The sequence below is a fragment of the Burkholderia sp. AU16482 genome, from assembly GCF_002223285.1.
GTDB classification, from domain to species: domain Bacteria; phylum Pseudomonadota; class Gammaproteobacteria; order Burkholderiales; family Burkholderiaceae; genus Burkholderia; species Burkholderia semiarida.
In genome coordinates, this window is sequence record NZ_NKEY01000009.1 from 402,924 (window position 1) to 429,813 (window position 26,890).

A 26,890-nucleotide genomic window follows, 5' to 3' on the forward strand; every position below is an offset into this window, starting at 1 on the left:
TTCCTGACCGGAGTTCCGATGTCGTTTTCGTTCTTGCCGGCGCGCCGCGCGCTGGCGGCCACGCTCACCGCCGCGCTCGCCTTCGCGGGTGCGGTGATCCCGCAAGCCGCGCACGCGGAGGGCCGCATCCGTATCGCCGAGCAGTTCGGCGTCGTCTACCTGATGTTGAACGTCGCGCGCGACCAGCAACTGATCGAGAAGGAAGGGCGCAAGGCCGGCCTCGACATCAAGGTCGACTGGGTGCGGCTGTCGGGCGGCGCGGCCGTGAACGACGCGCTGCTGTCCGGCGCGGTGGATGTCGCGGGCGCGGGCGTCGGCCCGCTCCTGACCGTGTGGGATCGCACGCGCGGCCGGCAGAACGTGAAGGGTGTCGCGTCGCTCGGCAATTTCCCGTACTACCTCGTGAGCAGCAACCCGAACGTGAAGACGATCGCCGATCTGAGCGCGAAGGACCGCATCGCGGTGCCGGCGGTTGGCGTGTCGGTGCAGTCGCGCGTGCTGCAGTACGCAGCGGCGAAGCAGTGGGGCGACAAGCAGTTCGACAAGCTCGACGCGCTCACGCAGGCGATTCCGCATCCCGACGCGACGGCCGCGATTCTCGCGAACAGCAACGTGATCACCGGCCACTTCGGCAATCCGCCGTTCCAGGAGCAGGAGCTCGCCGGCAACCCGAACGCGCACATCGTGCTGAATTCGTATGACGTGCTCGGCGGCCCGAGCTCCGCGACGGTGCTGTACGCGACCGAGAAATTCCGCGACGACAACCCGAAGACGTATCGCGCGTTCGTCGCCGCGCTGGCCGATGCCGCACGGCAGATCGCGGCCGACCCCGAGCGTGCGGCCGATACCTACATTCGCGTGAACGGGTCGAAGATCGACCGCGCGCTGCTGTTGAAGATCCTGCGCAATCCGCAGGTGCAGTTCAAGACCGCGCCGCAGAACACGCTGCCGCTCGCGCAGTTCATGCATCGCACCGGGGCGATCCGCAACGAGCCGAAGTCGTGGCGCGACTATTTCTTCGACGATCCCGCGACGGCAGGCGGCAGTTGAGCGGCGCCGATGCCGCGGCGCCGCGATCGACGCTTATGCGTCGGCGCGGTTTCGATATGCGCAATCGATGGTTGGTCCGCACGGTGCCCGGCCGTATGTTGATGCTTTCCCCGCAAGAGATTCGATCGTGAACGCCACTTCTCCCCGAACCTGGTTGCCGCCGTATGCGGCACGTGGCGGCGTGTCGCCGGCCGCGTCCGCCGTGCCCGATACACGTGCCGGCGATCGCCCGGCCGCGAGCGCCGCACCGGCCGGCACGCACAGCGAACGCCTGCTGGCGATCGACCAGGTCAGCCTCGAATACCGCAGCGGCACGCGGATCGTTCGCGCGACGCATCAGGTGAGCTTCGACGTATACGGCAGCGACCGCTTCGTGCTGCTCGGCCCGTCGGGATGCGGGAAGTCGACGCTGCTGAAGGCGATCGCCGGCTTCATCGAGCCCGTGTCGGGTTCGATCGCGCTCGACGGCCGGCCCGTGCGCGGGCCGGGCCCCGACCGCATCGTCGTGTTCCAGGAATTCGACCAGTTGCCGCCGTGGAAGACGGTCGTCGAGAACGTCGCGTTTCCGTTGCGCGCCGCCGCGAAGCTGTCGCGCGCCGAGGCACGCGAGCGCGCGCTGCACTATCTCGACAAGGTCGGGCTGAGCACGTTTTCCGATGCGTATCCGCATACGCTGTCGGGCGGCATGAAACAGCGCGTCGCGATCGCGCGGGCGCTGGCGATGCAGCCGCGCGTGCTGCTGATGGACGAACCGTTCGCCGCGCTCGACGCGCTCACGCGCCGCAAGATGCAGGAGGAACTGCTGCGGCTGTGGGACGAATTCCGCTTCACGCTGCTGTTCGTCACGCACTCGATCGAGGAGGCGCTCGTGGTGGGCAACCGGATTCTGCTGCTGTCGCCGCATCCGGGCCGCGTGCGCGCGGAGCTCAACAGTCACGAACATTCGCTCGCGAACGTCGACACCGGCGACTTCCGCGACAACGTCGCGCGGATCCACCGCCTGCTGTTCGACACCGACACATCGCAAGCACCGACGACGGAGGACGCCGCATCATGAATACGATCGATCCGGTCCTGCCGCCGCTGCCGCCCGTGCGCGCCGAATACACGCGCACGCTCGACACGCCGCCCGATGCCGAGCGCGCGGCGCCGGCGCCGTTGCTGCGCCGCGTCGCCGGCGCCGCGTGGTTTCGCCGCGGCGTCATCGCGCTCGTGTTGATCGCCGCATGGGAGATCGTCGCGCGCATCGTCGCGAACGATCTGCTCGTCCCCACCTTCGGCGCGACGCTGGCCGCGTTCGTGCAAGGCATCGAGTCGGGCGAACTGCTGGTCAAGACCGGCATCTCGATGTCCGTGCTGCTGCGCGGCTATGCGCTGGGCGTCCTGCTCGCGTTCGCGCTGACGTCGCTCGCGGTATCCACGCGCATCGGCCGCGATTTGCTGACGATGCTCACGTCGATGTTCAATCCGCTGCCGTCCATCGCGTTGCTGCCGATCGCGCTGCTGTGGTTCGGGCTCGGCACCGGCAGTCTGCTGTTCGTGCTCGTGCACGCGGTGCTGTGGCCGCTCGCGCTCAGCATGTATACCGGCTTCGCCGGCGTGCCCGCCACGCTGAAAATGGCCGGGCGCAATTACGGGCTCACGGGCCTGCGCCAGATCGCGCTGATCCTCGTGCCGGCCGCGCTGCCGTCGATCCTGTCGGGGCTGCGCGTCGGCTGGGCATTCGCGTGGCGCACGCTGATCGCGGCCGAGCTCGTGTTCGGCGCCAGCGCGGGGCAGGGCGGGCTCGGCTGGTACATCTTCCAGAACCGCAACGAGCTGTATACGGACCGCGTGTTCGCGGGGCTTGCGGCCGTCATCGTGATCGGGCTGCTGGTCGAGAACCTCGTATTCGATACGCTCGAACGCGCGACCGTGCGGCGGTGGGGCATTCAGCACTGACGCGTCCGTTCGCGATCAATCCCGGCGCGGGCATAACGTAAGCTGAAATCGGTTTTTCACGCGCAGTGAGCGCGTCTCTATACTTTGCGGACGCGTGTAACGGACGCGTGTAACGGACGCGTGTAACGGACGCGTGTAACGGACGCGTGTAACAGACGCCGTGTAACGGACGCCGTGTCGCGCGTTGCCGCGACGCTCCCCATCTCCCCAAACAAGGACCTGCCGAATGACTGCCCGTGACGCCGTCGATCCGCGTGAAGCATTGCGCGACGCGCTTGCCGCGCTGCCCGATCTCGCGACCGCGATCGGGCACGATGCCGCACAGCGCGAGGCGCGTCGCGAGTTGCCGTTCGAAGGCTTCGCGATCTTCCGGCGCTCGGCGCTGGGCGCGCTGCGGATTCCGGTCGCGCGCGGCGGCCTGGGCGGCACGCTGGTCGACCTGTTCGATACGATCGCGACGCTGGCGGCCGCCGATTCGAATCTCGCGCACGCGCTGCGCATCCACTACGACCAGACCGAGACGCTGCGGCTGTCGCCGCGCACCGCATTCAACGACGTGCAGCTCGAGCGCGTGCTGGCCGGTGCGATCTTCGGCGGCGCGTCGACCGAGCGCGGCACGTCGCGCCCGGGCGAGAACACGACCGTGCTGCGCCGCGACGGCGATCACCATCGCGTGACGGGCCGCAAATACTATTCGACGGGCACCGCGTTCGCCGATTTCGCGCGCATCAACGTGGAGAACGAGCAGGGGGACGCGCTCGCCGTGATCATTCCCGTGGCGCGCGACGGCCTGCAGGTGCTCGACGATTGGGACGGCATGGGCCAGCGCATGACCGCGAGCGGCAGCCTGCTGCTGAACGACGTGCAGGTGTTCGCGGACGAAGTGGCCCCGCGCGACGGATCGACGCTCGTCGGCCGTCATTGCGGCGCGCTGCGGCAGCTTCATCTCGTCGCGACGGGCGCGGGCATCGTGCGCAACGTGGTGGCCGACGCGCGCCGCTATGTGCTCGCGCACGGCCGTCCCGCGCTGCACAGCCCCGCGCCGACCGCGCGCGACGATCATTTCGTCCAGCAGATCGTCGGCGAGCTGTCCGCGCACAGCCACGCGATCGATGCGCTCGTGCGAGAAAACGCGCGCGCGCTCGACCGCTCCGCCGACGCAATCGAAGCGGGCGCCGCCGATGCGGATGCGCTCGTGCTCGACAGCGCGCTCGCCACTGCCCGCACGCAACTGATCGTCAGCAAGCTCGCGCTGCATGCGGCCGAGCGGCTGTTCGAAGTGGGCGGCGCGTCGGCGACGGCGCGCACGCACAACTTCGATCGCCACTGGCGCAACCTGCGCACGATCTTCAGCCACAACCCGCTGCTACACAAGGCGCGTGTGGTCGGCGATTACGAATTGAACGGCGTGACGACGCACCTGACCGAAGGGCGCGTGTTCTGACGACGGCCACCGCCGGCTATGGCTGTGCCGGCGCGCCGCGTTTCAAATCGGGCTTCAACGCCGCAAGCCGGCCTCGCGCAGCAGCGGCAGCACACGCTCGCCGAAGAAGTCGAGATCGGGCTTGAAATCGTAGAAACTCAACTGGATACCGTCGATGCCCGCGCGGTGCAGCCGCACGATGGTATCGGCGACTTCGTCGGGCGCGCCGGTGATCGAGATGTTGCCGCCGATCGCGCGTGCGGCGGCCTGCGCACGCTGCTCGAAACCGCCGCGCCACGCGTGTGCGTCGCTGTCGAAGCGGTGGAAGCTGCCTTCGTCCGCATGCGCGACGATCGCGTCGCGGTACGCGCGCGCTTCGGCCGCCGTCTCGCGGCAGATCACGAGCGGATTGAGCAGCGTGCGGATCGTGCGGCCGCGCGCGGCGGCGGCGGCCTTCACGCGTGCGGTGTGCGCGGGCAGCGCGTCGATCGCGCGTTCGGCGTCGGGGCCGGCCGGGCTCGTGACGAACACGATGTCCGAATAGCGCGCGGCGAACGCGATGCCCGCGTCGGAGCCCGTTGCGTTGATCAGCAGCGGGCGGCCGTAGCGCGGCTTCGGCGTCACGAATGCGCCGCCCAGCCGCCAGCTCGACAGTTCGGGCGTGTAGCTGAAATTGTCCGGTTGCGCCCACAACTGCTGGACCGCGTCGAGGAATTCCGCGGCCATCTCGTAGCGCCGGTCGTGTTCGATCCGGTTCCAGCCGAACATCTCGTGCTCGATCGCGCGGTGGCCGGTCACCACGTTGATGCCCCAGCGTCCGCGCGAGATGTGGTCGAGCGTCGCGGTGAACTTCGCGAAATGGAGCGGATGCCACGGCCCGTACAGCACGTGGCTCGTCGCGACGAGGATGATCCGCTCGGTGCGCGCGGTCAGCGCGGCGAGCGTCATGAACGAGTCGAGCGCCTGACCGTCGAACACGCCGCCGTAGCCGCCTTTCGGCAGCCACTGCGACAGCGCGAACACGAGATCGAAGCCGAGCGCTTCGGCGCGCGCCACGAGATCGGCGTTGTAGTCGAACGTCCAGTCGGTCGAGCGCGGCAGCGTCGATGCGCTCCATCCGCCGGTCTGGATCGGCAGGAACAGCCCGAGCATCAACGGCTGCGCGAGCGTGCGCGACACGGGGCTGTCGGGGAAATCCGCCGGCGAACGCACGTCGACGAACGGCGACGGCGCGAGCGGGGCGGTGACGGAGGGATCGCTCATCACGGGGTCCTTGCTGAAAGGTGCGGCGCGACGCACGCGGGTGCGCGGCTCGATGCGGCGGCAAGCGGTGCGGGACGCGTCATAGCTTGCCCGGCCTCGGATCGGGCACGAAGCCGTCGCGGTTCGGCATCCGCACGCGCGGCAGCGTGCGCGCGTCGAGCCGGGCGTCGCCGGGCACGATGCCGTTCAGGTGGAGAACGTACGCGGTGACCGCATAGACGTCGTCCGCGCTCAGCGATTGCGGCGCGTTGTACGGCATCGCCCGGCGAATGTAGTCGAACAGCGTCGTCGCGTAGGGCCAGTAGCTGCCGACCGTCTTTCTGGGCTTCGCGCTCGCGAGCGAGCCGATGCCGCCGACGAGCGGATCGCCGACGCTGCCTTCGCCGCCGGCGCCGTGACACATCGCGCATTTGTCGGCGAACACATGGCCGCCGCGTACGACCGTGCCCGCGCCGGGCGGCAGGCCGCTGCCGTCCGGCGCGACGTCGATGTCCCACGCGGCGAACGCCGCGCGATCGACCGGCTGCCCGAGGCCGAAGCCGGCGCCGAACGCGCCCGATGTCATCGTGCAGGCCGCCAGCAGGCAAGCGAGCGGCTTACGCATTGCGCACCTCGCCGTCCGTGTCGACACGCCAGTTCTGGATGCCGTTGTAGTGGTACTGCGAGTTCAGGCCGCGCGCGGCGACGAGCGCGTCGCGGGTCGGCTGTACGTAGCCGGTCTCGTCGGTCGCGCGGCTTTGCAGGTCGGCCGGCTCGCCGCGCCACACCCAGTCGGCCTCGAAGCGCGTCAGCGCACGGTCGCGTACGTCGCCGGCGAGCCGCGCGGGGCGCCACGTGCGGCCGCCATCGGTCGACACGTCGACGGCGCGAATCCGGCCGCGGCCCGACCACGCGTAGCCGCCGATCGTGTAATAGCCGTGCGCGGCGAGCCGATGGCCGGCCGACGGCCGCGTGATCACCGACTTCGCGTCCATCTCGAACACGAACTGCCGCGCGCAGCCGTCGGGCAGCAGGTTCGTGTATTTCGACGTTTCCTCGCGCGTCATCTCCGGCGCACGCACCAGCTTGAGCCGTCGCAGCCACTTGATGTTCGTGTTGCCTTCGAATCCCGGCACGATCAGCCGCACCGGGTAGCCGTTCTCCGGGCGCAGCCGTTCGCCGTTCTGCGCATAGACGACCAGCGCGCGCTCGAGGATCCGGTCGAGCGGCAGGCTGCGCGTCATCGCCGCGCCGTCCGCGCCTTCGGCGAGCAGCCAGCGTGCGTCGGGATCGATGCCCGTTTCGTCGAGCAGCGTCGACAGCCGGACGCCGGTCCATTCGCAGCACGACAGCAACCCGTGCGTGAACTGAACGGGCAACCCGCTCGGGCCGTTCCATTCGCTGCCGGTGTTGCCCGAGCATTCGAGGAAGTGGATCCGCGATTCGGACGGGAAGCGCAGCAGGTCGTCGAGCGTGAAGACGCGCGGCTCGCGCACGAGGCCGTGCACGACGACGCGATGGCGTTGCGCATCGATGTCCGGCACGCCCGCGTGATGACGCTCGTAGACGAGCCCGTTCGGCGTGATGTCGCCGAACAGGTCGGCGAGCGGCGTCATCGACGAGCCGGAACCGGGTAGCGCAGGGGGGCGGGCGCTGCGACGGATCACGTCGCGCTCGTGCTGACCCGGCACGCCGTACGGTGGCGACAGCAGCGGCGCGCCGGGCGCGCGCGTCCACGGCGGCACATCGAGCGGCGGGCTCGCGAGCGCGCCGCCGGCGGGCAGCATCGCGGCCGCCCAGCCGCCGGCGAGCTGACGCAGCGCCGCGCGTCGGCCGGCGCGCGGCGCACGGGGAGGGAAACGGGAATCGGTCATGGTCGAACGCGTGTCGCACGCGGGAGCCGCGCGCAGGGAAACGATCATTTTCGGCAACCGGGCGCGGCGCGGCAAACAACGATTCCCGCTTTGCTTATCGTGACGATTGCGTCGCGCCCGATGCGCATGCCGTCAGAACTTCACGCGCAGCCCGCTGACGAATGCAAGCTGACGATTCGTCGACGATGCGCTGCCGATGTTCGAGATCGCCGCGATCTTGCGATAGCCGCCCGAGGTCGAGGTGCTCGCATCGCCGGCCGCGAGCTGGTAAATGCCCGACACGTAGATATCGGTGCGCTTCGACAGCGCATAGTCGAACCCGAGTGTGAACTGGTGCCAGCGCGGTTTCAGCGTCTGGCCGCTCGTGCCCGGCAGGCCGCTCGCGCGCCCGTCGGTAAACGTATAGACACCGATCAGCGTGGCCGCCGGCGTGAGCTGGTAGCGCGCGTTCACGTCGTAGTTGTTGAACTTGCGCGACGAGCCGTCGAGATAGTCGAGCTGCGTGTGGCTCCACGCGAAGCCGAGCGTCGCGCGGCCAAGCGCGTAGTTCGCGCCCACCGCGCCGATCTGCTGCTTCAGTACGCCGCCGTTCAGCCCGTAGAAGAACGCGCCGCTGTAGTCGTTGCCGGTGGTCGAGGTCGCACCGCCCACCGCGCCGCTCGTATTCGACGCCGCATTCGGATGATTGAACCGCACATAGCCGCCGCCGAACGACAGCGGCCCGTTCACGTAGTTCGCCGATGCGCCCCACGCGTTGTTGTTCGAGAACCCGGTGCCTGCACCGCCATTGGCCTGGTTGCTGAACGCATAGAGCAGGTCGGCCGTGAAGCCGGCGATCGTGTCGCTGCGGAACTTCACCGCGTTGTTCAGCCGGAAGCTCTGGTTCAGGTTGTCGTTGTCACCCACGTGCGTGGCCGGCGACCAGAAACCCGGCCCCGAGTACGGCGCGACGAGATCGGTGATCGGCTCGTACTGACGGCCGAACGTCAGCGTGCCGAGGCCTTTCTTGCCGAGGCCCACGTACGCGGAGCGGCCGAACAGGCGCCCGCCCTGGCCGAGTCCGCCGTCGCTCGGGCGGAACCCGCTTTCGAGCGTGAAGACCGCCTGCACGCCGCCGCCGAGATCTTCCGCGCCTTTCAGGCCCCAGCGGCTGCCGCTCAGCTTGCCGCTCGTCTGCTGGATGTTGCTCGCGCCGCCCTGGTTGTTCGTATACGCGATGCCGGCATCGACCACGCCGTACAACGTCACCGAACTCTGCGCATGCGCGCCGACCGAACCGATCGAAACCAAACCCAGTACCACCGTTTTTTTGATCATGACCATCCTCTGTTTTTATCAGTACGTTTGTGAGGATCACGATGCTATTGATGATGGACGCGCCGATGAACGGCCGATCCGTGGTTTGTAATTCGCTGCGCGGCCGATTTGTAATGTGCGCTGCCGTCGGCCCGGCAGGTGCGCCGCGATCGCGTCCGGCGCGCCTGCTGCGGCGAACGCATCGCGCCGACCGCGAACGTCGCTCGCCGGAAATGCACGTATGCGGTCATATCGATCGATGAAATCATTCGATATGCGCAATACCCGTCGTTTGCACGGCGATGCGTTTACGCAACGACCGCTAGGCGGCGACCGGACGATGCGCTATGCGCGTTCGCATATCGATTTCGCAAAACGTTGGTAGGACCGTGCGGGGCGCAACGGTAGAGTCTGGCATCCGGCCGCGGGCCAGCATGCCTCGTGAGCGGCAAGGCGCTCGGCATGCGCGCTTGCCGATTGGGCCGATCAACGACAAAGGAGCCGTTTGACATGAGTCGCGATGTACTGTTTCTGCTGGAACCGGGCTTTGCCGATCCGAAGCATCCGGGCCAGCGCTTCGTCTGTCCGCATGGACTGCCGATCGAGGGGCTGCTGGCGAGCGCGCCCGATCTCGCGGCGCGCCTCGACGTGAAGCGCGTCGGCTTCGAGCGGCCGCGGCCTGCGGTGATCGACGCGCTCGACGACGCGCACCAGGGTCTGCCGGTGCTCGTGCTGGGCCGCGACCGGCCCGCGCCGGACGATGCGCAGACGCTCGGCGACGTGCGCTTCGTCACCGACGCGCGCCGCATCCTCGAACTGCTGGCCGAGCGCCACGGCTTTCCGGCGCTGCATTGACGCGGCGGTTTCGCTTTCCATCCTATTCCATCCGATCGACAGGAGCATCCGATGTCGTCAATGTCGGCAGTACGTCGCCGCCTGCTGCTTGCCGGCGCCGCAGTGGCGGCGCATCCATTGGCCGCGTTCGCCGCGCCGGCCGCCGACGCCGATCTGGCCGGCACGACGTTGCGCGTCGCGACCTACAAGGGCGGCTGGCGCGCGCTGCTGCAGGCAGCCGGGCTCGGCGACACGCCGTACCGGATCGACTGGCGCGAGCTGAACAACGGCGTGCTGCATATCGAGGCGCTCAACGCGGACGCGCTCGATATCGGTTCGGGTAGCGAAATTCCCGCCGTGTTCGCCGCGCGCCAGAAAGCCAATGTGAGATTCATCTCGCGTGTGCGCGAAGACCTGAACAACCAGGTCACGCTCGCGCGCAAGGACACGCCGATTCGTGGCATCGCCGATCTGAAGGGCAAGCGCGTCGGCTACGTGCGCGCGACGACCTCGCACTATTTCCTGTATCGACAACTGGCCGAAGCCGGCCTGAGCTTCGACGATATCCAGCCGATCAACCTGTCTCCGACCGACGGGTTGTCCGCGTACGATCGCGGCGACATCGACGCGTGGGCGATCTATGGCTACAACGGCCAGCTCGCGCGCAATCGCTACGGCGCCCGCGTGCTGAAAACGGGGAAGGGCTATCTGTCGGGCAATTTTCCGGTGTACGCGAATCCGCGCACGCTCGACGACGCGCGCCGCCGCGCGGCAACGGGCGATCTGCTGCTGCGGTTCCGGCGTGCGTATGCGTGGGCGAACGGGCATTTCCGCGACTACGCCATCGCGCAGAATCGCGAGACGCGCGTGCCGGTTGCCGACCTCGTCACGATGTTCGACCAGCGCAGCGAGGACTACGCGCTGCTGCCGGTGACGCCCGACGTGGTCGCCCAGCACCAGCAGGTCGCGGACGTGTTTGCCCGCATCGGCGTGCTGGACGGGCCGGCCCATGTCGCGCCGTTGTGGGACACGTCGTTCAATCCGCTGGTCGCGGCGGGGTGATGCGAAACCCGCGGCGCCACCGGCCGCCTGTGCGTACAGGCGGCCGGTTGGCATGTTCCCGTCATTCACTCGAGCGCCGCGTGACGATGACCGAATGGCTTTGCTCCGAAGCAAGGCCCGCCACGCGCCGTCCGGCGATCGACGCGTTCACCCGCACGCCGTCAGTTCACCCCGACCGCGCTCCACGCGCGCGCGACCGTCGCGCTTTCGGCCGAGTTCACGCCGTACAGGTCATTCGCCGCCTGGATCGACGCACGCCGCGCGTTCGGGTAGCTCGAGTTGGCGTTCAGGTACACGGTCAGCGTCCGGTACCAGATCTTGCCGGCCTTGTCGCGGCCCAACCCGCTGAAGGTCGTGTCGCCGTTGCAGACCAGTTGTGTCCTCGACAGGCCGGTGTCGGTGGACGGCACCGTCGGCCCTTCCGACAGCAGGTAGAAGAAGCGGTTGCCGACACCCGACGTGAAATGCGGATCGTGGCGCGGATTCGACCACGAGAAGCCGCCGGACGGATAGCAACTGTACGACCGGCCGTCGAGATCCTGCTTGTACATCTTCCGCAGGCCGCCGCTCACCACGCGCGCCCCGATCACGTAGTTGCCGGGATCGTTCGGATTGTTCGCGTAGAACTTCACGAGCGTGCCGAAGATGTCGGACGTCGCCTCGTTCAGGCCGCCCGCGTCGCCCGAATAGTTCAGGTTGGCGGTGGCCTCGGTCACGCCGTGGCTCATTTCGTGCCCGGCAACGTCGACCGACACCACGGGTTTCGGCAGGCGCGTGCCCGGCTCGCCGTCGCCGTATGCCATCACGCGCGACGACAGCCATGCCGCGTTCGCGCCGGTCGTGCCGCTGCCGGTATTGAACACCGCGTGGGCGTAGCTTTTCACGCCGCGGCCGTCGTTGAAGATGCCGTTGCGGTTGTGCGTGGTCTTGTAGTAGTCCCAAGTCAACGCGAGCCCGTAGTCGATGTCTGCCGCGACGGTCTGCCGGTCGGTGGTCGTATTGTTGCCCCACACGTTCGTGCTGCTCGTGAAGATCGGCAGGTCGGTCGCCTGTTCGACTTCGTCAGAGCTCAGCCCGCGGCCATCGTAGACGGAACCGCCGCCGCGGCCCGGGTCGAGCATCCGGTACGCGTTCGTGCCGGTCTGGTCCGTCGTGAGCGTCAGGTTGCCGTAGTACAGCGAGCGCCCGGTGCCGGTCGCGGCGGCGGTCTTGATCAGGTCCTGTGCGTCGAGCACGGTGCCGGTGCGCGCATCGACGTAGTACAGCACGGCGTCGCCGTGCGTGTCGGTCGCCTTGCCGTAGACGCGTACCGCATAGGCCAGCGTCGGCGTGACGTCGCGTGCGAACACGACGAGTTCCGGGTCGTCGACGCGGCGCACGTCCGAGTTGAAGCGCGCGGCCGCGATGTGCCTGGCCCGCGTCGCGCCTACGTCGGGTGCGTTGCGCACCACGGCGCGGTTCCCGACCTTGCCGATCGTGCCGGCGAGATTGATCGGTGCGAGCTGGGTCACGCTGGCCTGCTTCAGTTGCCCGTTGCTCGAGTGGACGACCACGTCGCCGCCTATCACGGGCAGGCCCGCATGGAACCGGTCGAAGCGCACGTGCTCGGTGCCGTCGGGATCGACGATCACGTCACGTACCTGGAACTGATCGCCATCGGTCGGTGCGGTTGCTTGCGGCCCCGCGAACTTCAACGTGCGTGCCGTGCCGCCGGTAGCCACACTGAAGGCGGCCGGGTTCTGCTGGATCAGTTGCAGCGCCTTGTCGACCGCGGCCGGCGGGTCGCCGGCCTGGGCAAAAGCGCTGAGACTCGCGATGGTAATCGCGGTGATGGGCAGCAGTCGGGACAGTTTCTTCATGTAATTCCCCAGGTTATGAATGGGTTTGTTCGAGGAATGCATCAAGTGATGACTTTTAAACAAGACATGTCGCGAACAGCAGGGGGATGCTAGGAGGTCGTTTTTATAATTACAAGATATTTTCTTTATTATTGATTTTTCATTTCGCTGCCGTTAATCAAGTCGGTATTTGGTGAGGAATTTTAAATGATTATGTCGGGTGCGGCGGGAATATCGGAGGCGGCTCACTGCGGTGGATAACGTCGAAACTTTGTGATATTCGGGCGAGGCAGGTGTGATCAGATGAAGTACCCGGAACCCCGCGCTGGTGGCGTTTGCGCGGTTGGCCGTCGGTGCATCAAAAACGACCTATTTAGAGAGAGGCCGGCGGGGAGGGGACTGCGATTTCCGGGCGCGGGGTCGGAGCTTGTGCACCTGCCCCGGCCCCTAACCCGGCCCGACCGGCCGACGTCCGCCTCCTGCCGGGCTTGCGGCCTCGCAGGAATACCCGAGACCGCCCCAACGGCCGGCGGCGCCAGCGGCCTGCTATCGCGTCGCCGGGAAGCAGGGCGAGATAGCCCATTTTGCTATCATTCGCCCGTTTGGTGATATCAATTTCTGATATCACCCACCCATGAAAACGAAACGCGCCCGCACGCTGACCGCGATCTATACGAAGCCAACCTTCGGCGGCATCGTGTGCGCGGATATCGAAGCTTTGGCTGTCGCGCTGGGCGGCAGCATTCACGCAAGCGCCGGGTCGCGCATCGCCTTCAAGCTGAACGGGGGGCGCCGATACCTGCATCGCCCGCATCCACGAGGCAAAGCGCTATCAGGTGGAGGATGCGCGCGACTGGTTCAACGAATAGCAGATAAAGCCATGACAAACGCAATGACGTACAAGGGCTATTACGCTCGCGTCGATTTCGACGGCCGCGACAATATTTTTGTCGGGCACGTGCTCGGCGTCGACGACAAGATCAGTTTTCACGGTGAGACGGTCGCCGAGCTGACGCAGGATTTTCATGCGGCCGTCGACCACTATCTCGAAGAATGCGCACGCATGGGGCGATCGCCGCAAAAGCCTGCGTCTGGAAAGCTGATGCCGCGACTCAATCCTGAGACACACGCGGCCGTAGGCGTCGCGGCGGCCGTTGCAGGGGAGAGCGTGAATCAATGGTCGGAAGAGGTATTAGGGCGCGCCGCGCGCGAAGTGCTCGAACGTGCTGCACACGCCTGATAGAGGTTGTTGGAAATATGACGTATCGGGTCGATGGCTCTCGCGCGATCTGATGGCCGAAACCAGCGTCACGCAATCTCATTATCGACGACAAAATCGCGCGGCAGATCGACGAGCGCGGGTGGACGGATAAAGAGGTTCAGGCGACCGTTGACGATGGCCCTGCAGGGACGACGATGGACAATCGGGGGGCATCGAAGACTCCGGATGGTATTCCCAGAAATGACCCGGCGACTGTGTATGGGTCACCGGATGGTTATGTCATAGTAAATGACATAACCGGAGAAGTTCTCCAGGTGAGCGGGAAGAATGATCCAACATGGATTCCCGATGGTCGGATCAAATGGAAATGAACACAATGAATATCGATCATCACCGCGTATACGATTCATCGAATGATTTTTTCTCCCTTGCTGGCAGTATCGTGATGAAACTCACGGCAGAAGCGGCAATCGCTGTTTGCGAGCAAGCAGCCAAACATGGTGTGGTTGTCGCTCGAATCGAAGGTGGAATCTGGCGTAACCCCGGATTCGAAGCGAGAGTCGATTGTATTTGGGATGGCGCTGATCCTCCCATTGACTTGGACACTGCCCAACGAAATAACAAAAGGGCAGCCGAGTTCATTCGGTCGGAGAGTCCTCCTCATGACGTTTTCTTGGTGACGGCCCCGCCGATGACAGGCTGGAAACCCAGACGGCACGCCGATCCTTGACAACCTATGTTGTTCCTACTCGACGCTACCCCTTAGATAAAACATTGAAATCTAGGGGCGACGGAGGTGCAGAAAGCTCTGTCAGGGCTCGCTTTCTTTGAATGGACTCGCGTCCGGTCGCAAGAATGCTAGTTAGCTCCACAATTCATCAATGGTTCTTGCAATTTTACATAATGCTGTCCGCCGTGACCCCATTTTCTTGTGCAGGTGCGGGTTGCGCAGGGGTAGGCGTCACTAATTTTGTGACAGCGGCGTCTGCCTCGTTAGGCGTCGTCGAATAGATCGCCAGTCCAAGGGTCACGGTCGCGGCTACCCCGGCCGCGCGCAGGTTTCCCAGGGCTCGTGCCCATACCGAAGCGTTCTTCTCGTCGAGTTGCTGCTCGACCTGCGCGAGCGTTTCGAAGGGCGGGAGTTCCGCCATCTCGGCAAGCATCATGATTTGGCTGGCGTTGGGCTTTTCTCGTCCGGATCGCCAGTTGGATAGGTTGGATTGGTGGAACCCGAAACGCTGCGCGATCACACCCAGCGATCCCTGTTTGCGCTTCGCTGCGTCCAGAAGTTCGGCAATCGTCATATCAAATCCCCTTGACTTTTTTGGTTATCACCAAAATAATCCACTCATGTGTTTGGCTTTTACCAAAAAGTTTTGGTGATAGCCCATAAGCGCGCAGTCTAGCAGTTTCGGCGGAAAGGTAAACCGCCGGGTTTCGTTGGTCGAGCCGTGCGGCCATCGCCTCGGAGCACGGCTGTTTTTGGACGGGCTTGGTCAGCCGTCCGTCCTTTTTATACGGGGTAGAAGAATGACAAGCGAGCATGACCGTCTGAGTTACGCCCTAGCAAACCAAGTGCCGGCGATGGGCCGGGGTTTCAGGATCAGCACGAGCTACGGCGACATTGAAATCGGCGCGGACGATGCGGACAAGGTTGCCGCCGTCGTTCGAATGGTGTTGGAGCGTCAGTTGCGTTCGTTGACTCGAGCCCGGGTTCAGCAAGGGGGCGAATGATGCCGCGCTTCGAAGTCCATGCCTATACGCCGCACGCGCATGCCCGCGTTGCGACGATCGAAGTCCGCGCTCGTGATGGCGAGAGCGCGCGTCAGAAAGCCCGTGCCGAGTTGTGTCGGCACGGCCGTCAACCGAATTTCCTAACGCTCGTGCCCGTTGAAGTCGGTGCGACGTTCAATCCCTTCCGAGTGTGAGCCGTGGCGAAGAGCCCGACCGATTACGTCACGCCTGATCTGTTCGACGGTCGTACGTCGATGCCGCCGCGTCGGATGCCGATGGACGTGCGGCGTCGCAATGTGCGGACGGTCCCGGTGGAGGTCGCGGATGAGATTTGCGGCTGGTGCGGTGTTGACCGTGTTGGTGGTTGTGGTGCCTGTAGTGATCTGAGAGTCGTTGAGCGCTGAGAGCGTATTTTGTCGCCCGACATGGGCTTATTTCGTGTGATTAGTGATCCTAATGGAGAAAGATATGAACAAGCAAAAGCTGTCCATTCTGCAAGTCATCAAGCGCGACGGCGTGTCCCAGAAAACGGGGCGGCCGTGGGCGATTCATTCGGCGCAATGCGTTCTGGAGCAGGACGTCGATGGTCAAAAGCAATTGCTCGTTGGCACGATCAACTTGCCGGATCACCTCAAGGCCGTGGAGCCGGGTGAGTACTTGGCTGACTTTGGGTTCTTCCAGTCGATGGAGGGCCGGCTTGAGCCGCGTATCACGTCGCTGGTGCCGTTCGGCATGCCTGTTCCGAAGGCCAAGCCGGGCGCGGGCGTGGGTGTGGGAGCGGCGGCGTAAGGCCGTGGTGGCTCGATGCTGCTGCTCGGCGTGCAGGTGGGTACACCTATGGCGCGCTCGGTTGCTTGACGCGCTGTCGGCGGGCGATCACGGGCTGGCGGCGTCGAGTCTTGCGATGCTCGGCGGGCTGTGTGGAGTGTGGTGAATGGAGAGTCTTCCGATAGATGCGTTGGACCGGATCGCATTGCAGTTGGCGTTGCTGAACGTACTTCTGTGTGTGTATCTCGTCTGCAAGGGTGTCGGGTACGCGTCGGCGGTCATCGGCCGGCGCGATCCGCCGAAGAAGTTGAATCGTTCGAAGCTGGCCCAATCGAACGGTTCCTAATCGGTGGGCTGAATCAGGGAGAAAGCAATGTTTCAAATCAAGAAAGTGATGGCTGGTTCGAAGCGTGCGGCTGTCGGCGTGGTGGCTGCGGTCGCTTCGGTGGGCGCGTTTGCGCAGTCGAGCGGTGGCACGACGGGTTCGTCGTTCGACGTTACGCCGATCGTCAACTCGATCAACTCGGTCGTGCCTGCCGTGGTTTCCGTTGGTGGCGCGGTGTTGGGCGTCGTCGCGGTGGCATGGGGTATCAAGATGGTGCGCTCGTTCGTCGGTCGCTGATCGGGGGCGGGTGGTGTTGGGGCGGCGTTCTGGTGTCCGGGGCGTCGCCCTTTTTGTTGGCGAGGGCGTGAGCATGGGCGGATCGATGAGGGCGGGTTTCGGTGTGCGGCGGTGGTATGCGGGTGCGTGGCGCGTGCTGGCCGTGCTCGTCGTTGCTCTCGTCGCTTCGGGCGCACGCGCTCAATCCTCGGCGCTGGCGGCAAACATTGTTGTCTGCGGTCCGCAAGGCTTGGCGGGTGTCACGTATGTGAGTGCGGCAGGTCAGTCGGTGTCGTGCGGTACGGATGCGAACGGTAATGCACTGGTTCTGCAGATGAGTACGCAATTGATCGCCTTGAACGCGAACGATACGACCGATGACGGTGGCGTTGTGGTCGGTTCGGCGATAGGCGCTGCGGTCCTTGGCGTGCTGGCGGTGGCGTACGGGTTTCGCGTGGTGCGTAATTGGATCAATTCATCGTCCGAGGGGTAAGCGATGCATATCGGCTTCTGGTTCGAAGTGGCGCTCATCGTTGGAACGTGCTGGTCGGTCGGTTTGATTCTCTTTCTTTGAAGCGATACGTGGGGGCGTCATGCGGTTTTCTCACTTCGTTTCGTCGTGCGCTGTTCTGCTGTACGGCATCTTTGCGACGATGCCGCACGACGTGGCTTATGCGCAGGTTTCGCCGGATTCGACGTCGGTGCCGCGTGCGATTGCGCAGTTGATTGCAAACAAGGCGGGGCAACTTGGGTACACCGGCACGGCGTTGGATGAGATTGTCGTGGCGACGGAACAGGCGATGTCGGCTGCTGCGCAGGCTGAGGCAGCCGTGGCGACAGGTGCATCGTGGCTGTTGGTTGGGCTACATGCCGTTGTAGGGGCGGGGCTAATGGCGATCCCTACATCGTTGGGTAACGATACGTTGACGACGTGGCAAATCAATAAGGACGGGACGGTGACGCTTGCGCACGGATCGGGGGCAACGGTTTCAAGTCCTTATCCGCCGTTGAATCCGGGCGTTGCCGTGTGGTGCTATTACGGGTGGTGCGGTTCGTCTGGCGAGGCCGCTGTGCAGTCGTATTCGCAGTACAACACGGGCAATCTGGCTTCAGATGGGCTGTCTGAGCACGTGGTGAGTTGTTCCGGTACGAGCAGTACGTCAGTAACGTGCACTGTCGAAATCGATCGAGTGCGCGATGGTTCTCACTATACGCAGGATGGCTTTATCGCAAACAGAAATGGCACGTATGGCGGCGGGGCATGTGCGAGCGGGATGCTCGATAAGACCGGCACTTGTACAGCTTACGTGCCGCCGAAGACAACGACGCCGGCCCCGGTGACGGAGTCCTTGCCTCAGGCTATTAGCGGTTTGTCGAGCGACGAATTGAGTCAACCGCTCAACCCTGAGGTTCTCGCGGACATTGTTGATGCGCTTTGGCAGGATGCGTCGCAACAGTCGGGATATCAGGGCATTCCGTATCCGGTTGATAACCCCGTTACTTCATCGGATGCGGGCGCGGTTCAGCAGTCGAATCCTTCGGCATGGCCGACAGTCGGCAGCAGTGCGGCACCGGTTGCCGCACCTTCGGGCGGTGGTAATCCATACGGGATTTCGAGTCCGTCGACGGGTACCGGTACCGGGACAGGTACGGGCACCGGCACCGGGACGGGTACGGGCACAGGAACCGGCACCGGAACGGGTACGGGCACCGGTACTGGGACGAGTCCGGGAACAGGAACAGGGACCGGCACCGGCACTGACCCGGGGTCCGGAGGTTCGTCCGGATCGTCCGACACGTCGGACCTGTGTCGATTGAACCCGTCAATTGTCGCGTGTCAGCAGTTGGGCTCTGCGTCGGCTCCGACGTTGCCGTCGAGCAGCGCATCGGTTTCGTTGTCGCCCGTCTCGGTGGGTGGTCCGTCGAATCCGGTCTGTCCCGCACCGGTCAGCGTAGATGTGTTCGGGAGCCAATTGCTGATTCAGTATCAACCGGAGTGCGATTTCATGGTCCGCGTTAAGCCATTTATCGTGGCGATGTGCGGGATCGTCGCGGCGGGGATTTTTGTTGCGGGGCTTCGATCATGACGATTGCCGCGTGGTTAATGTCTCTGGTCGGACCGATGCTGATTCAGGCGCTGATTGCGGTCGGCGTCGGTGTCTTGACCGTCGCTGGAACAGACGTGGCGTTGAATCAGGCGATCGGATGGATCACGAGCGGCGTCGGTGGGCTGCCGAGCGACATGGCGAATGTGCTGGCGCTCGGCGGCGTTTTTCAAGGCGTCTCGTACATCGTCGGGGCCTTTACTGCGCGCGTGACGATGTTCGGCCTGTCGGCTGCTAAACGGTTCTTCCTGAAATGATTACGCTCATAACGGGGGTGCCCGGTAGCGGCAAGTCGTTGCGGGCCGTGTTCGAAATGTCGCGCGAGGTTAAGGCCGGTCGGCGGCTCATGGTCGATGGCATCAAAGACTTGGCGCTCGATCATGTCATGGTCGATGAGCCGTGGTTGCGCAAGTGGTTCGAGCACGCGCAGGCTCAGGACCTAATCGTCGTCGATGAGGCTCAGCGGATTTGGCCGCCTACGTCCGTGAGCGTGAAGCCGGGCGAGGATATCGAAAAGCTGCATGTGCATCGCCATATGGGCGTCGATTTCATCCTGATCACGCAACACCCACAGCGAATCAATAAGACCGTGCGCGATCTGGTCGGCCGGCATGTGCACGTGCGCAAGCTGTTCGGGCTCAATCGGGCGATGCTTTACGAGTGGGACCATTGCCATAACGTCGCGAGCCTTAAGGACGCGGTAAAGACGGTGTGGGCATATCCGCGCGAGGTGTTCAGGCTATACACAAGCGCCGAGGTCCATACCAAACCAAAGGCGGTCATTCCAAAGTCGCTGTTTCTGATTCCGATTGCTGCTGTCGTCGCGGTCGTCGCGGGATACGCCGGTTTGAAGTCGATTCATAGCGGCTTCGGTGCGACCAATAAATCGGGCGGTCAAGCATCGGCCACCGCCCCGGCACCATTGCCCGCCGCAGGGATACCGAGCGTTTCGTCAGCATCGGATAGTGCCTCGGAAAGTTGGCGAGTGGTCGGCCGCTATGCGTTGGGTAGCCGCGCGTTCGTAGTCCTCGCGAATGAACGCGGTGCGCTGCGGGTCGAGGATTCCGCGCATTTCGTGGGCGAAGGGTTGGCGACGGTGGGGACCGTTGACGGGCAACGCGTCGGGATGTGGTCGGGCAAGCTACGGGGAGCAGAAAAATGATGCGTGCGTTAGGCGTTGCGCTGTTGATGGTTTGCGGTCCTGTTTGGGCGGACGTGCCGGGTTTGCCTCCGTTGCCGCCGTCGCTCGCGTCTGCGCCTATGTCTGCGGTCGCGTTGAAGCCGCTGCCGCCCGTTCGCAATGGAGCGTTCGACCTGCGATTCGTGAACGTCGGTCAAGTGGTCGATCTCGTATATGGCGACGCGCTCAAGGTGCCGCACGTGATTTCGTCGGACGTGCTCGAAGATACCCGGCTCGTGTCGTTTCAGTTCGATAGCAGCAAGGGCGATTTGCACGAGTTCTTTAAGGCGTTCCTCGATTCGCAAGGGTTCGAAGTGGTGACGCGTAACGGCGTGGATTTCGTCGGGAAGAAGCGTGACGCGAGTCCGGCCGAACGCGAGACCTTCGTCTATACGCCGCGCCATCGCAGCGCGGGCTACCTGCTGAAACTCGTGCAGCCGCTTTTCGGGAGTCGGCTTGCGAGTGTCGCGCAAGTACCGCCGGTGCAGTCGGTCGCCGCGGCTGTACCCGTTTCGGCGTCCGGCGTTCCCGCGGCTGTGCCGAGCGCGGCCATGCCGAGTAATGACGGGCCGATGGCAGCGGCCGGTGATCAGCTTGTTTTCGTCGGTGCGCCAAGCGACGTGAAGCAAGTCAAGGCGCTGTTGCCCGAACTGGATACGGTGGTGGGCGAGGTCGTCGTACGGGGATGGGCGTATGAGGTTGACGATACGGACGGGGGGAATACGGGTTTTAGCATCGTCTCCCGGCTGCTCGGCGTGGGGGTGCAAGTCGGCGGGGGTTCGACGGCTATCGATACAACGGCTCTGCAATTCGGCGCGGGCCGACTGAGTTTCGCGATATCGGCGCTGAGTACCGATTCCCGCTTTCATGAGGTGTCGTCGCCGAACGTGCGGTGCGTGTCGGGGCAACAGGTCAAGCTCAATGTCGGACAACGTGTGCCCACAGTGTCAAGCATCAGTTACCAAGGGACGAGCGGCACGCCTGTGCAGTCCATTGAATACCAGGATGCCGGCGTTATCTTCAACGTGACGCCGACCGTGCTTCAAGACACGATCCAGTTGAGCATCGATGAAGAAATTTCCAGCTTTGCGGCGACGACGACGGGCGTGAACGGCTCGCCGACGAAAAGCACCAGATCACTGCAAACCGTCGCGGCGCTCAAGGATGGCGAGGTGATCGTGCTCGGCGGGCTGATTCAGGATCAAGACAGCGAAACCCATAGCGGGCAGCGTTGGTTGCCGTCGTTCCTGCACGGGCATACGCGTTCGAAGGGACGAACCGAAGTTGTGCTCGTGCTGCAAGTGCAAAAGGTGTAAGTGCCGGCGTGCGGGCGGGGCGTCTAGCGTTAGGAGTGTCCCGCCGTGTTCGAAGCGACGTACCGCCTCGGCGGTTGTGCGAAGTCGGGGCGGTTGCGGCCTCTCAAGGCCCCTCGCGGGACCGAGTAGCGGGTATCGGCGCAGGCCGTGAACGTAGGCAGTGCGGCAATGCCGGGGCACCCCTCATTGCCAAGCCGATTTTCCGGGGCCTCTATCGAGCTATAGGGGCCGGCGTAGGGCGCTCTCGCGAGCCGGCCGATGGTTGTGTAGGGGAACATGCTGGCGGGGCGCGCGCGGGCCTCCCGCGAGCCGCAGGCCGCGAAGGCCGGCGCGCGCAGCGCGCCTAAACTTGTACCTCTAACACTTAACGGAAACGGCCTACGGCAGGGCGCTGGCAGCAAGGCGGAGACAGGCGGCAGTAAAAGAAAAACCCGGCGATCGCGGCAACGATCCCGGGCGGTGGCAAACATCGGATAAAGGGCTATCCAACGTGAGCAACGATATTGTAGTCGATGGTGGGCGTGAGTACGGCGATGGCTTGATGCAGTTTTCGCCGTTCAACGATGAGTACATTGTTCGCACGCGGCGCTTTGCGGACGGTCAGCAAGAGGTCGTGTCGTTTGCTGCACGCATCCGACGGCACTTCCAAGAGATCCGGTTACGCCCGAGGGCAGCGCGGGGCAAGCGCGAGAAAGCCGACGGTGAGACTGACGAGCAGGTCACGGTGCGGGCGTCGAAGTCGTTGCAAACGTCGATTGAGCGGTCAAAGCGCATGGTGCGGTTGAGGTGCAAGGCGATCGGCGCCGACCGCATGCTGACGCTCTCCACGCGTGAGAACGAGACGCGCGTCGAGGTTTGGGCGAAGTGGTGGGATGAGTTTCGGCGCCGATTGAACCGCATCCAGGATTTCCATTACGTCGCGGTGCTCGAGCGACAGCAGCGTGGCGCGTGGCATATCCATGTGGCCGTGAGCGGCCGGCAAAACTGGAAACTGCTGCGCTCGATCTGGCTGTCGGTCATCAGCAAGGCGGGCACTGATGGCGCGGTCAATGACAGCACCGGCAACAAGAAATGGCGTGCGCTGGTGCGTCGGATGGGCGGCAAGGGGCGTGCGATGCGCCATCGGATTGCGACGTATATCGCGAAATACATTGGTAAGGACGCGGACGCATCGACGTTCAACAAGAAACGGTATTGGACGAGCCGGGGCATTGTGGTGCCCGAGGTCGAGCCGTATGCGCACCTGGGGCCGGAGTTTGGCGCGAAGGATGCCATTGTCGAGGCGCATCGTGCTGTGCTATCGGCGGGCTCCTCGTGCGATGGGGCGCAGTTTTACTGGAATCAGGGGATAGGTGTTTTCTGGATGGCGACGGGCAACGGGACGTAATGATTTTGAATGCGTCGGTAATGCATTCGAAGTCAACGTAACAGATTGCAACAGATTGTTGGTAGCGTTTGCTTAAATGGCGGACATTCGTGTTTTTTGTCGGGGTGGGTATGCACGGATTGCTTCCGATTTTAGTGGTCGGTCTGGTTGCGCTTCTTTTTATGGCTGGTGGCGCTAAGAAAGGTGCCAGCGGTCCTAGACGCGACGGTTCTGTGCGTTACATTCGTCGTCGGCTCATGACGGCTCGGGAGTTTCAATTTTTCGGCGCGTTACGGGCGGCGCTTCCTGATGCGGTGATTCATTCGCAGGTGGCTATGGCTGCGCTTATTGATGTTGAGGGGGCGAACCGCTCGGCGCGGAATTCGTTCGACCGAAAGATTTTCGATTTCGTGGTATGTCGCGCGGACGGGGACGTACTGTACGTAATCGAGTTGGATGACAAGTCGCATGCGTCGGGGAGCGCACGTCGTCGTGACTCTGTTAAAGACGATATTGCGGCCGCTGCTGGTTTGCGTGTGGTGCGATATCGGAGTGTTGGCACGGACGCGGCCGTTTTGCGACGTGATTTCGAGTCGCTGGGTGCGTTGGCGACGGGTAGCGCGAGGCGTGTCGCCTAGCTATGGTTCAATTGGAATTGTGGGAACGTGAGCCGTTGTCGGGATCTCAGTTGGCGGCGGTGGTCGGCGAGATACGGAATCTGTACTGGCATATTCGCAACACGCGTCGAGGGCTGCATGATGCACGTCGTCGGCGCGTGTATCGTCAAATCGCGGTTCAAAAAAAACGCCTGCTTGAGGCAGGCGTTTCGAGGCGTGAGGTGTTGGACCTGCTAGCTTGTTGCAGGTCGAGGAAATGCCGCGCGAAAGGCTGCCTTGGCTGCACGGATCGCGCGCCCAAGCATAGCCAGAATACTTGACATAATGCTGTTTATCAATTTAAAAGGGTCTGATCCCAAACCAGCCAGAGCCCCCATCACCGTCGAGAAGGTATGCATATTGCACCGCAGCCTCGTCTTTCCCGACCAAAACAGGAGAACCGATGAGCGATCCCACCGCAAACTCCGGGACGGCTGCAAAAGCAATACCGTCCCCACGAGACCCCCATCTTCGCGCGCTGGCGAACTGTATCCGCTTCCTCACCATGGACGCAGTACAGAAAGCCAACAGCGGCCATCCTGGTGCGCCAATGGGGCTGGCTGACGTCGCGACGGTCCTGTTCAAGGAGTTCATGCAATTCGATGCATCGGCGCCCCACTGGATCGATCGCGACCGGTTGATCCTTTCCAACGGACACGCGTCGATGCTGCTCTACAGCCTTCTCTATCTCACCGGCTATGCCGACATGACCATTGACGAGCTGAAGCGGTTCCGGCAAGTCGGCAGCAAGACGCCGGGTCACCCGGAGTACTCGCACGCCGACGGAATCGAACTGACTACCGGTCCCCTCGGACAAGGCATCGCGGAATCCGTCGGCATGGCGCTGGCCGAGCGCGTGATGAATGCGCACTTCGGCGACGATCTCGTCGATCACTACACATACGTATTTCTCGGTGACGGTTGCCTGATGGAAGGCATCAGCCACGAGGCCATTTCGTTGGCCGGCCACCTACGGTTGGGCAGACTGATCGCGTTTTGGGACAACAATTCGATTTCCATCGACGGCGCCACCCGGCTCGCGGTCTCGGACAACGAGATCGAGCGCTTTCACTCGGCGGGATGGCACGTCCTGGAAATCGACGGTCACGACACGGATGCGATCCGGAACGCTATCGCGACCGCCCGCGCAACGCCTGACCGGCCGACCCTGATCGCATGCAAGACGATCATCGGGTTCGGCTTTCCGACGAAGGCTGGAACCGAGAAAGCCCATAGCGATGCGCCGGGCGAGGATGAAATCGCGGGCGCACGCCAAGCCCTCGATTGGCATTCGCCGCCGTTTGAAATCCCGGATGACTTGCTGAAAGCATGGCGGGAGATCGGCGCGCGCGGCCGCAAGACGAGACTCGCGTGGGACGAGCGTGTCCGCCGGGCGCCGCAGGCGCTACGCACCGAATTCGACCGGCGCAATGCCGGAAAGCTCCCGGATAACTGGCAGGCGGCGATCGCGGCGGCACGGCAGGCATTTATTGCCAGTGGCAGTGCAATGGCCACCCGCAAGGCCAGCGGTGCGGTGCTCGATCATCTCGTCGACGCGATTCCGGAATTGCTGGGCGGCTCCGCGGATCTGACGCAGTCCAACAATACGAGGACGAAGAACCAGATCGCGATCGAGCCCGGCCGGTTCAAAGGTTCATACCTCCACTACGGCGTGCGCGAACACGGCATGGCCGCGGCCATGAACGGCATCGCGCTTCATGGAGGCCTCATTCCGTACGGTGGCACCTTCCTGTGTTTTTCGGACTACTGCCGTCCGGCGATCCGGTTGAGCGCGATGATGCGGGTGCGATCCATCTTCGTGATGACGCACGATTCCATCGGTCTCGGAGAAGATGGCCCGACTCATCAACCCGTCGAACACCTTGCCGCCCTTCGGGCCATTCCCCAACTCGCCGTCTACCGGCCAGCCGATCCGGTCGAAACGGCAGAGTGTTGGGAACTGATTCTCGAACAGCCCCGCCGGGCCGCACTGCTCGCATTGTCGCGCCAGCCGGTGCCGCTCCTGCGCAACGAGCCTGGAAACGAAAACAAGTCGGCGCGGGGCGCCTATATCTTGCGGGAGGCCGATGGCGGGCCGCGCCGACTCACGCTGCTCGCGACAGGCTCGGAGGTCGACCTCGCCGTCCAGGCACGCGACATCCTGCAACAGGAAGGAGTACCGACAGCCGTTGTATCGATGCCGTGCCGCCTGCTCTTCGAGGAACAGCCACGCGATTATCAACGGGCCGTGCTCGGCACGTCCCCTGCGAGAGTCGCGGTCGAGGCGGCCGTCGAACTGGGATGGGAGCGGTACATCGGTCCGCAAGGCCGGTTCGTCGGAATGCACAGCTTTGGCGAGTCCGGGAAAATCAAGGATGTGTACGACAAGTTCGACATTACGGTCGACGCGGTTGTTCGCGCGGCGCATCAGGCTTTATCCGAAGCGTGACATTGCCGCGATCCGCCTGAGATGCGATGACTTCGCAGTGCGCGTAGACATGCGTGGAGAAGTGGGCGGCCTCCATTTTCGGTGGATCCTCGCGTAGCGTTAGAATAGCGCCCCTTCTCATGGGAGACGACAATGTCCTGGTTCGTTTATGAAGTGCCCGAGTACCACGAAGACGCCGCGCGCATCGAACCCTTCAGCGACCTGCGTAGCCGCGTGCTGAAAGCCGGTGGCCCGGCCATGGCAGACGACCTGGAAAGCGTTCGCGAAAACGCCGCGGCGACGGCGGACACGCCGGAGCGCCCGCTGCGTACGCCGGAAAATCCGCAGGTCTTTCCGATTCCTTACGCCGACTCGATGATCCTGGTCGGATTTATCTTCGATCTGAAACGCGAATTCCGGCAGCTGGTCGTGTCGCCCGTGGAAATGCCCTGGCTGAAAGACGCGTAAAGCGTGGCTCCGGCGTGATGTCGTACACGGCGATTCGTTCACGGATCGTCGTGACGAGACTGTCCGGATCGGCACGCGCGCAGGCCCGCCAGCATCGCGATCTGACTGCCGCCCCCACGTACGAGCTTTATCTGCACTGGCATCCGCGCTTTCATCACGAGCCGGCCAACCGCTGGATCCGCGACGCGATGAGCGAACTCGTCAAGGGGCCGATGCAGCACGCGCCGTTGCCGAATACGAAGCGGATGCGGACGACGGGGGCGCAATAGCCCGCGCGGTGGCGGCGGGCCGCGGTGATCGCCGCGCGGCTCGCGCCGCGTGGCCGGAAAGGAGCAGGCGCGACCCGACCTCCACGATGGACGTAATCGCCGGCAGCAGTCCCTGGCTCAGCGGCGTCACTTTTCGGCGACAACGAATGGGGCCGTACCGCTCGAGTCGGGATCCGCATGCGCGCGGCCCGCGCCTTGCTCATTGCAAGGTGCGCAA

Annotated in this window: 28 protein-coding genes; 22 read left to right on the top strand and 6 right to left on the bottom strand. The window is 64.1% G+C overall.

Going from position 1 to position 26,890, the window contains the following annotated elements; genetic code table 11:
* Positions 1–18: 18 nt before the first annotated feature.
* From CFB35_RS32320 to CFB35_RS32335, 4 genes are all read left to right on the top strand, one after another.
* Complete coding sequence (locus tag CFB35_RS32320) at positions 19–1,050, top strand: ABC transporter substrate-binding protein (protein WP_059575161.1); 1,032 nt, start codon at positions 19–21, stop codon at positions 1,048–1,050.
* A 67-nt stretch (positions 1,051–1,117) separates the two neighbouring features.
* On the top strand, positions 1,118–2,107 hold the full coding sequence (locus CFB35_RS32325) for an ABC transporter ATP-binding protein (RefSeq protein ID WP_059575163.1): 990 nt from the start codon (positions 1,118–1,120) through the stop codon (positions 2,105–2,107).
* Positions 2,104–2,991 (top strand): ABC transporter permease, encoded by an 888-nt coding sequence (locus CFB35_RS32330; RefSeq protein ID WP_059575165.1) that lies wholly within the window; start codon positions 2,104–2,106, stop codon positions 2,989–2,991. The genes CFB35_RS32325 and CFB35_RS32330 overlap by 4 nt, the downstream gene beginning before the upstream one ends.
* A 226-nt stretch (positions 2,992–3,217) precedes the next feature.
* Positions 3,218–4,435 (top strand): acyl-CoA dehydrogenase family protein, encoded by a 1,218-nt coding sequence (locus CFB35_RS32335; RefSeq protein ID WP_059575166.1) that lies wholly within the window; start codon positions 3,218–3,220, stop codon positions 4,433–4,435.
* Positions 4,436–4,489: 54 nt separating this feature from the next.
* Here CFB35_RS32335 and CFB35_RS32340 read toward each other — a convergent pair whose 3' ends face one another.
* From CFB35_RS32340 to CFB35_RS32355, 4 genes are all read right to left on the bottom strand, one after another.
* Positions 4,490–5,677, bottom strand: a complete 1,188-nt coding sequence (locus tag CFB35_RS32340) for an LLM class flavin-dependent oxidoreductase (protein ID WP_059575168.1) — start codon at positions 5,675–5,677, stop codon at positions 4,490–4,492.
* A 79-nt stretch (positions 5,678–5,756) separates the two neighbouring features.
* Positions 5,757–6,281 carry a c-type cytochrome gene (locus tag CFB35_RS32345; RefSeq protein ID WP_059575170.1) on the bottom strand — a complete coding sequence of 175 codons (525 nt, stop codon included), beginning with the start codon at positions 6,279–6,281 and terminating at the stop codon, positions 5,757–5,759.
* Positions 6,274–7,530, bottom strand: a complete 1,257-nt coding sequence (gene soxC / locus CFB35_RS32350) for a sulfite dehydrogenase (protein ID WP_059575239.1) — start codon at positions 7,528–7,530, stop codon at positions 6,274–6,276. The genes CFB35_RS32345 and soxC overlap by 8 nt, the downstream gene beginning before the upstream one ends.
* 132 nt (positions 7,531–7,662) lie before the next feature.
* On the bottom strand, positions 7,663–8,847 hold the full coding sequence (locus CFB35_RS32355; RefSeq protein WP_059575242.1) for a porin: 1,185 nt from the start codon (positions 8,845–8,847) through the stop codon (positions 7,663–7,665).
* Positions 8,848–9,336: 489 nt separating this feature from the next.
* On the opposite strand from CFB35_RS32355, the gene CFB35_RS32365 reads away from it, so the two are divergent.
* Positions 9,337–9,681: a DUF3088 domain-containing protein gene (locus tag CFB35_RS32365; RefSeq protein WP_006481897.1), complete on the top strand. Its 345-nt coding sequence runs from the start codon at positions 9,337–9,339 to the stop codon at positions 9,679–9,681.
* 51 nt (positions 9,682–9,732) lie between these two features.
* Positions 9,733–10,722: an ABC transporter substrate-binding protein gene (locus tag CFB35_RS32370; RefSeq protein ID WP_059575174.1), complete on the top strand. Its 990-nt coding sequence runs from the start codon at positions 9,733–9,735 to the stop codon at positions 10,720–10,722.
* Between the two features lie 161 nt (positions 10,723–10,883).
* On the opposite strand, the gene CFB35_RS32375 is transcribed toward CFB35_RS32370, so the two are convergent.
* Complete coding sequence (locus tag CFB35_RS32375; protein WP_089466176.1) at positions 10,884–12,581, bottom strand: M4 family metallopeptidase; 1,698 nt, start codon at positions 12,579–12,581, stop codon at positions 10,884–10,886.
* 613 nt (positions 12,582–13,194) lie between these two features.
* Between CFB35_RS32375 and CFB35_RS35570 the strand changes: the two genes are divergently transcribed.
* The 3 genes from CFB35_RS35570 to CFB35_RS32390 all read left to right on the top strand — a co-directional run bounded on the left by CFB35_RS35570 (position 13,195) and on the right by CFB35_RS32390 (position 14,512).
* Positions 13,195–13,800, top strand: a complete 606-nt coding sequence (locus tag CFB35_RS35570; RefSeq protein ID WP_226094339.1) for a toxin-antitoxin system HicB family antitoxin — start codon at positions 13,195–13,197, stop codon at positions 13,798–13,800.
* Positions 13,801–13,883: 83 nt separating this feature from the next.
* Complete coding sequence (locus CFB35_RS32385) at positions 13,884–14,153, top strand: colicin E5-related ribonuclease (RefSeq protein ID WP_226094343.1); 270 nt, start codon at positions 13,884–13,886, stop codon at positions 14,151–14,153.
* A 5-nt stretch (positions 14,154–14,158) separates the two neighbouring features.
* Positions 14,159–14,512 (top strand): colicin immunity protein, encoded by a 354-nt coding sequence (locus CFB35_RS32390; protein WP_081066470.1) that lies wholly within the window; start codon positions 14,159–14,161, stop codon positions 14,510–14,512.
* 166 nt (positions 14,513–14,678) lie between these two features.
* On the opposite strand, the gene CFB35_RS32395 is transcribed toward CFB35_RS32390, so the two are convergent.
* Positions 14,679–15,086: a hypothetical protein gene (locus tag CFB35_RS32395; RefSeq protein WP_059608831.1), complete on the bottom strand. Its 408-nt coding sequence runs from the start codon at positions 15,084–15,086 to the stop codon at positions 14,679–14,681.
* An 898-nt stretch (positions 15,087–15,984) separates the two neighbouring features.
* Here CFB35_RS32395 and CFB35_RS32405 point away from each other — a divergent pair.
* The 13 genes from CFB35_RS32405 to CFB35_RS34825 all read left to right on the top strand — a co-directional run bounded on the left by CFB35_RS32405 (position 15,985) and on the right by CFB35_RS34825 (position 26,673).
* Complete coding sequence (locus tag CFB35_RS32405) at positions 15,985–16,305, top strand: cellulose synthase (protein ID WP_089466246.1); 321 nt, start codon at positions 15,985–15,987, stop codon at positions 16,303–16,305.
* Between the two features lie 145 nt (positions 16,306–16,450).
* Positions 16,451–16,630, top strand: a complete 180-nt coding sequence (locus CFB35_RS32410; protein WP_059608833.1) for a hypothetical protein — start codon at positions 16,451–16,453, stop codon at positions 16,628–16,630.
* A 27-nt stretch (positions 16,631–16,657) separates the two neighbouring features.
* On the top strand, positions 16,658–16,906 hold the full coding sequence (locus CFB35_RS32415; RefSeq protein ID WP_230955184.1) for a major capsid protein: 249 nt from the start codon (positions 16,658–16,660) through the stop codon (positions 16,904–16,906).
* Between the two features lie 133 nt (positions 16,907–17,039).
* Entirely contained in the window at positions 17,040–17,378 is a 339-nt protein-coding gene (locus CFB35_RS32420) for a major capsid protein (RefSeq protein WP_143328780.1), read from the top strand.
* A gap of 100 nt (positions 17,379–17,478) precedes the next feature.
* Positions 17,479–18,972: a virulence factor TspB C-terminal domain-related protein gene (locus CFB35_RS32425; RefSeq protein ID WP_089466177.1), complete on the top strand. Its 1,494-nt coding sequence runs from the start codon at positions 17,479–17,481 to the stop codon at positions 18,970–18,972.
* The gene (locus CFB35_RS32430; protein WP_089466178.1) at positions 18,969–19,247 is read left to right on the top strand and encodes a DUF2523 family protein; all 279 of its coding nucleotides are present in this window, start codon (positions 18,969–18,971) and stop codon (positions 19,245–19,247) included. Before CFB35_RS32425 ends, CFB35_RS32430 begins: the two co-directional genes overlap by 4 nt.
* The gene (locus CFB35_RS32435) at positions 19,244–20,152 is read left to right on the top strand and encodes a zonular occludens toxin domain-containing protein (RefSeq protein WP_059608836.1); all 909 of its coding nucleotides are present in this window, start codon (positions 19,244–19,246) and stop codon (positions 20,150–20,152) included. The genes CFB35_RS32430 and CFB35_RS32435 overlap by 4 nt, the downstream gene beginning before the upstream one ends.
* On the top strand, positions 20,149–21,486 hold the full coding sequence (locus tag CFB35_RS32440; RefSeq protein WP_089466179.1) for a type II secretion system protein GspD: 1,338 nt from the start codon (positions 20,149–20,151) through the stop codon (positions 21,484–21,486). Before CFB35_RS32435 ends, CFB35_RS32440 begins: the two co-directional genes overlap by 4 nt.
* Before the next feature lie 541 nt (positions 21,487–22,027).
* Positions 22,028–22,873, top strand: a complete 846-nt coding sequence (locus CFB35_RS32445) for a hypothetical protein (protein ID WP_059608893.1) — start codon at positions 22,028–22,030, stop codon at positions 22,871–22,873.
* A 110-nt stretch (positions 22,874–22,983) separates the two neighbouring features.
* Positions 22,984–23,490 (top strand): DUF2726 domain-containing protein, encoded by a 507-nt coding sequence (locus tag CFB35_RS32450; RefSeq protein WP_081066465.1) that lies wholly within the window; start codon positions 22,984–22,986, stop codon positions 23,488–23,490.
* Positions 23,491–23,911: 421 nt separating this feature from the next.
* Positions 23,912–25,957: a transketolase gene (tkt, locus tag CFB35_RS32460; protein WP_089466180.1), complete on the top strand. Its 2,046-nt coding sequence runs from the start codon at positions 23,912–23,914 to the stop codon at positions 25,955–25,957.
* 132 nt (positions 25,958–26,089) lie between these two features.
* Positions 26,090–26,404 carry a hypothetical protein gene (locus CFB35_RS32465; protein ID WP_060011064.1) on the top strand — a complete coding sequence of 105 codons (315 nt, stop codon included), beginning with the start codon at positions 26,090–26,092 and terminating at the stop codon, positions 26,402–26,404.
* A gap of 50 nt (positions 26,405–26,454) precedes the next feature.
* Positions 26,455–26,673, top strand: coding sequence for a hypothetical protein (locus CFB35_RS34825; protein WP_226094208.1), 219 nt, complete (start codon positions 26,455–26,457; stop codon positions 26,671–26,673).
* Positions 26,674–26,890 lie beyond the last annotated feature (217 nt).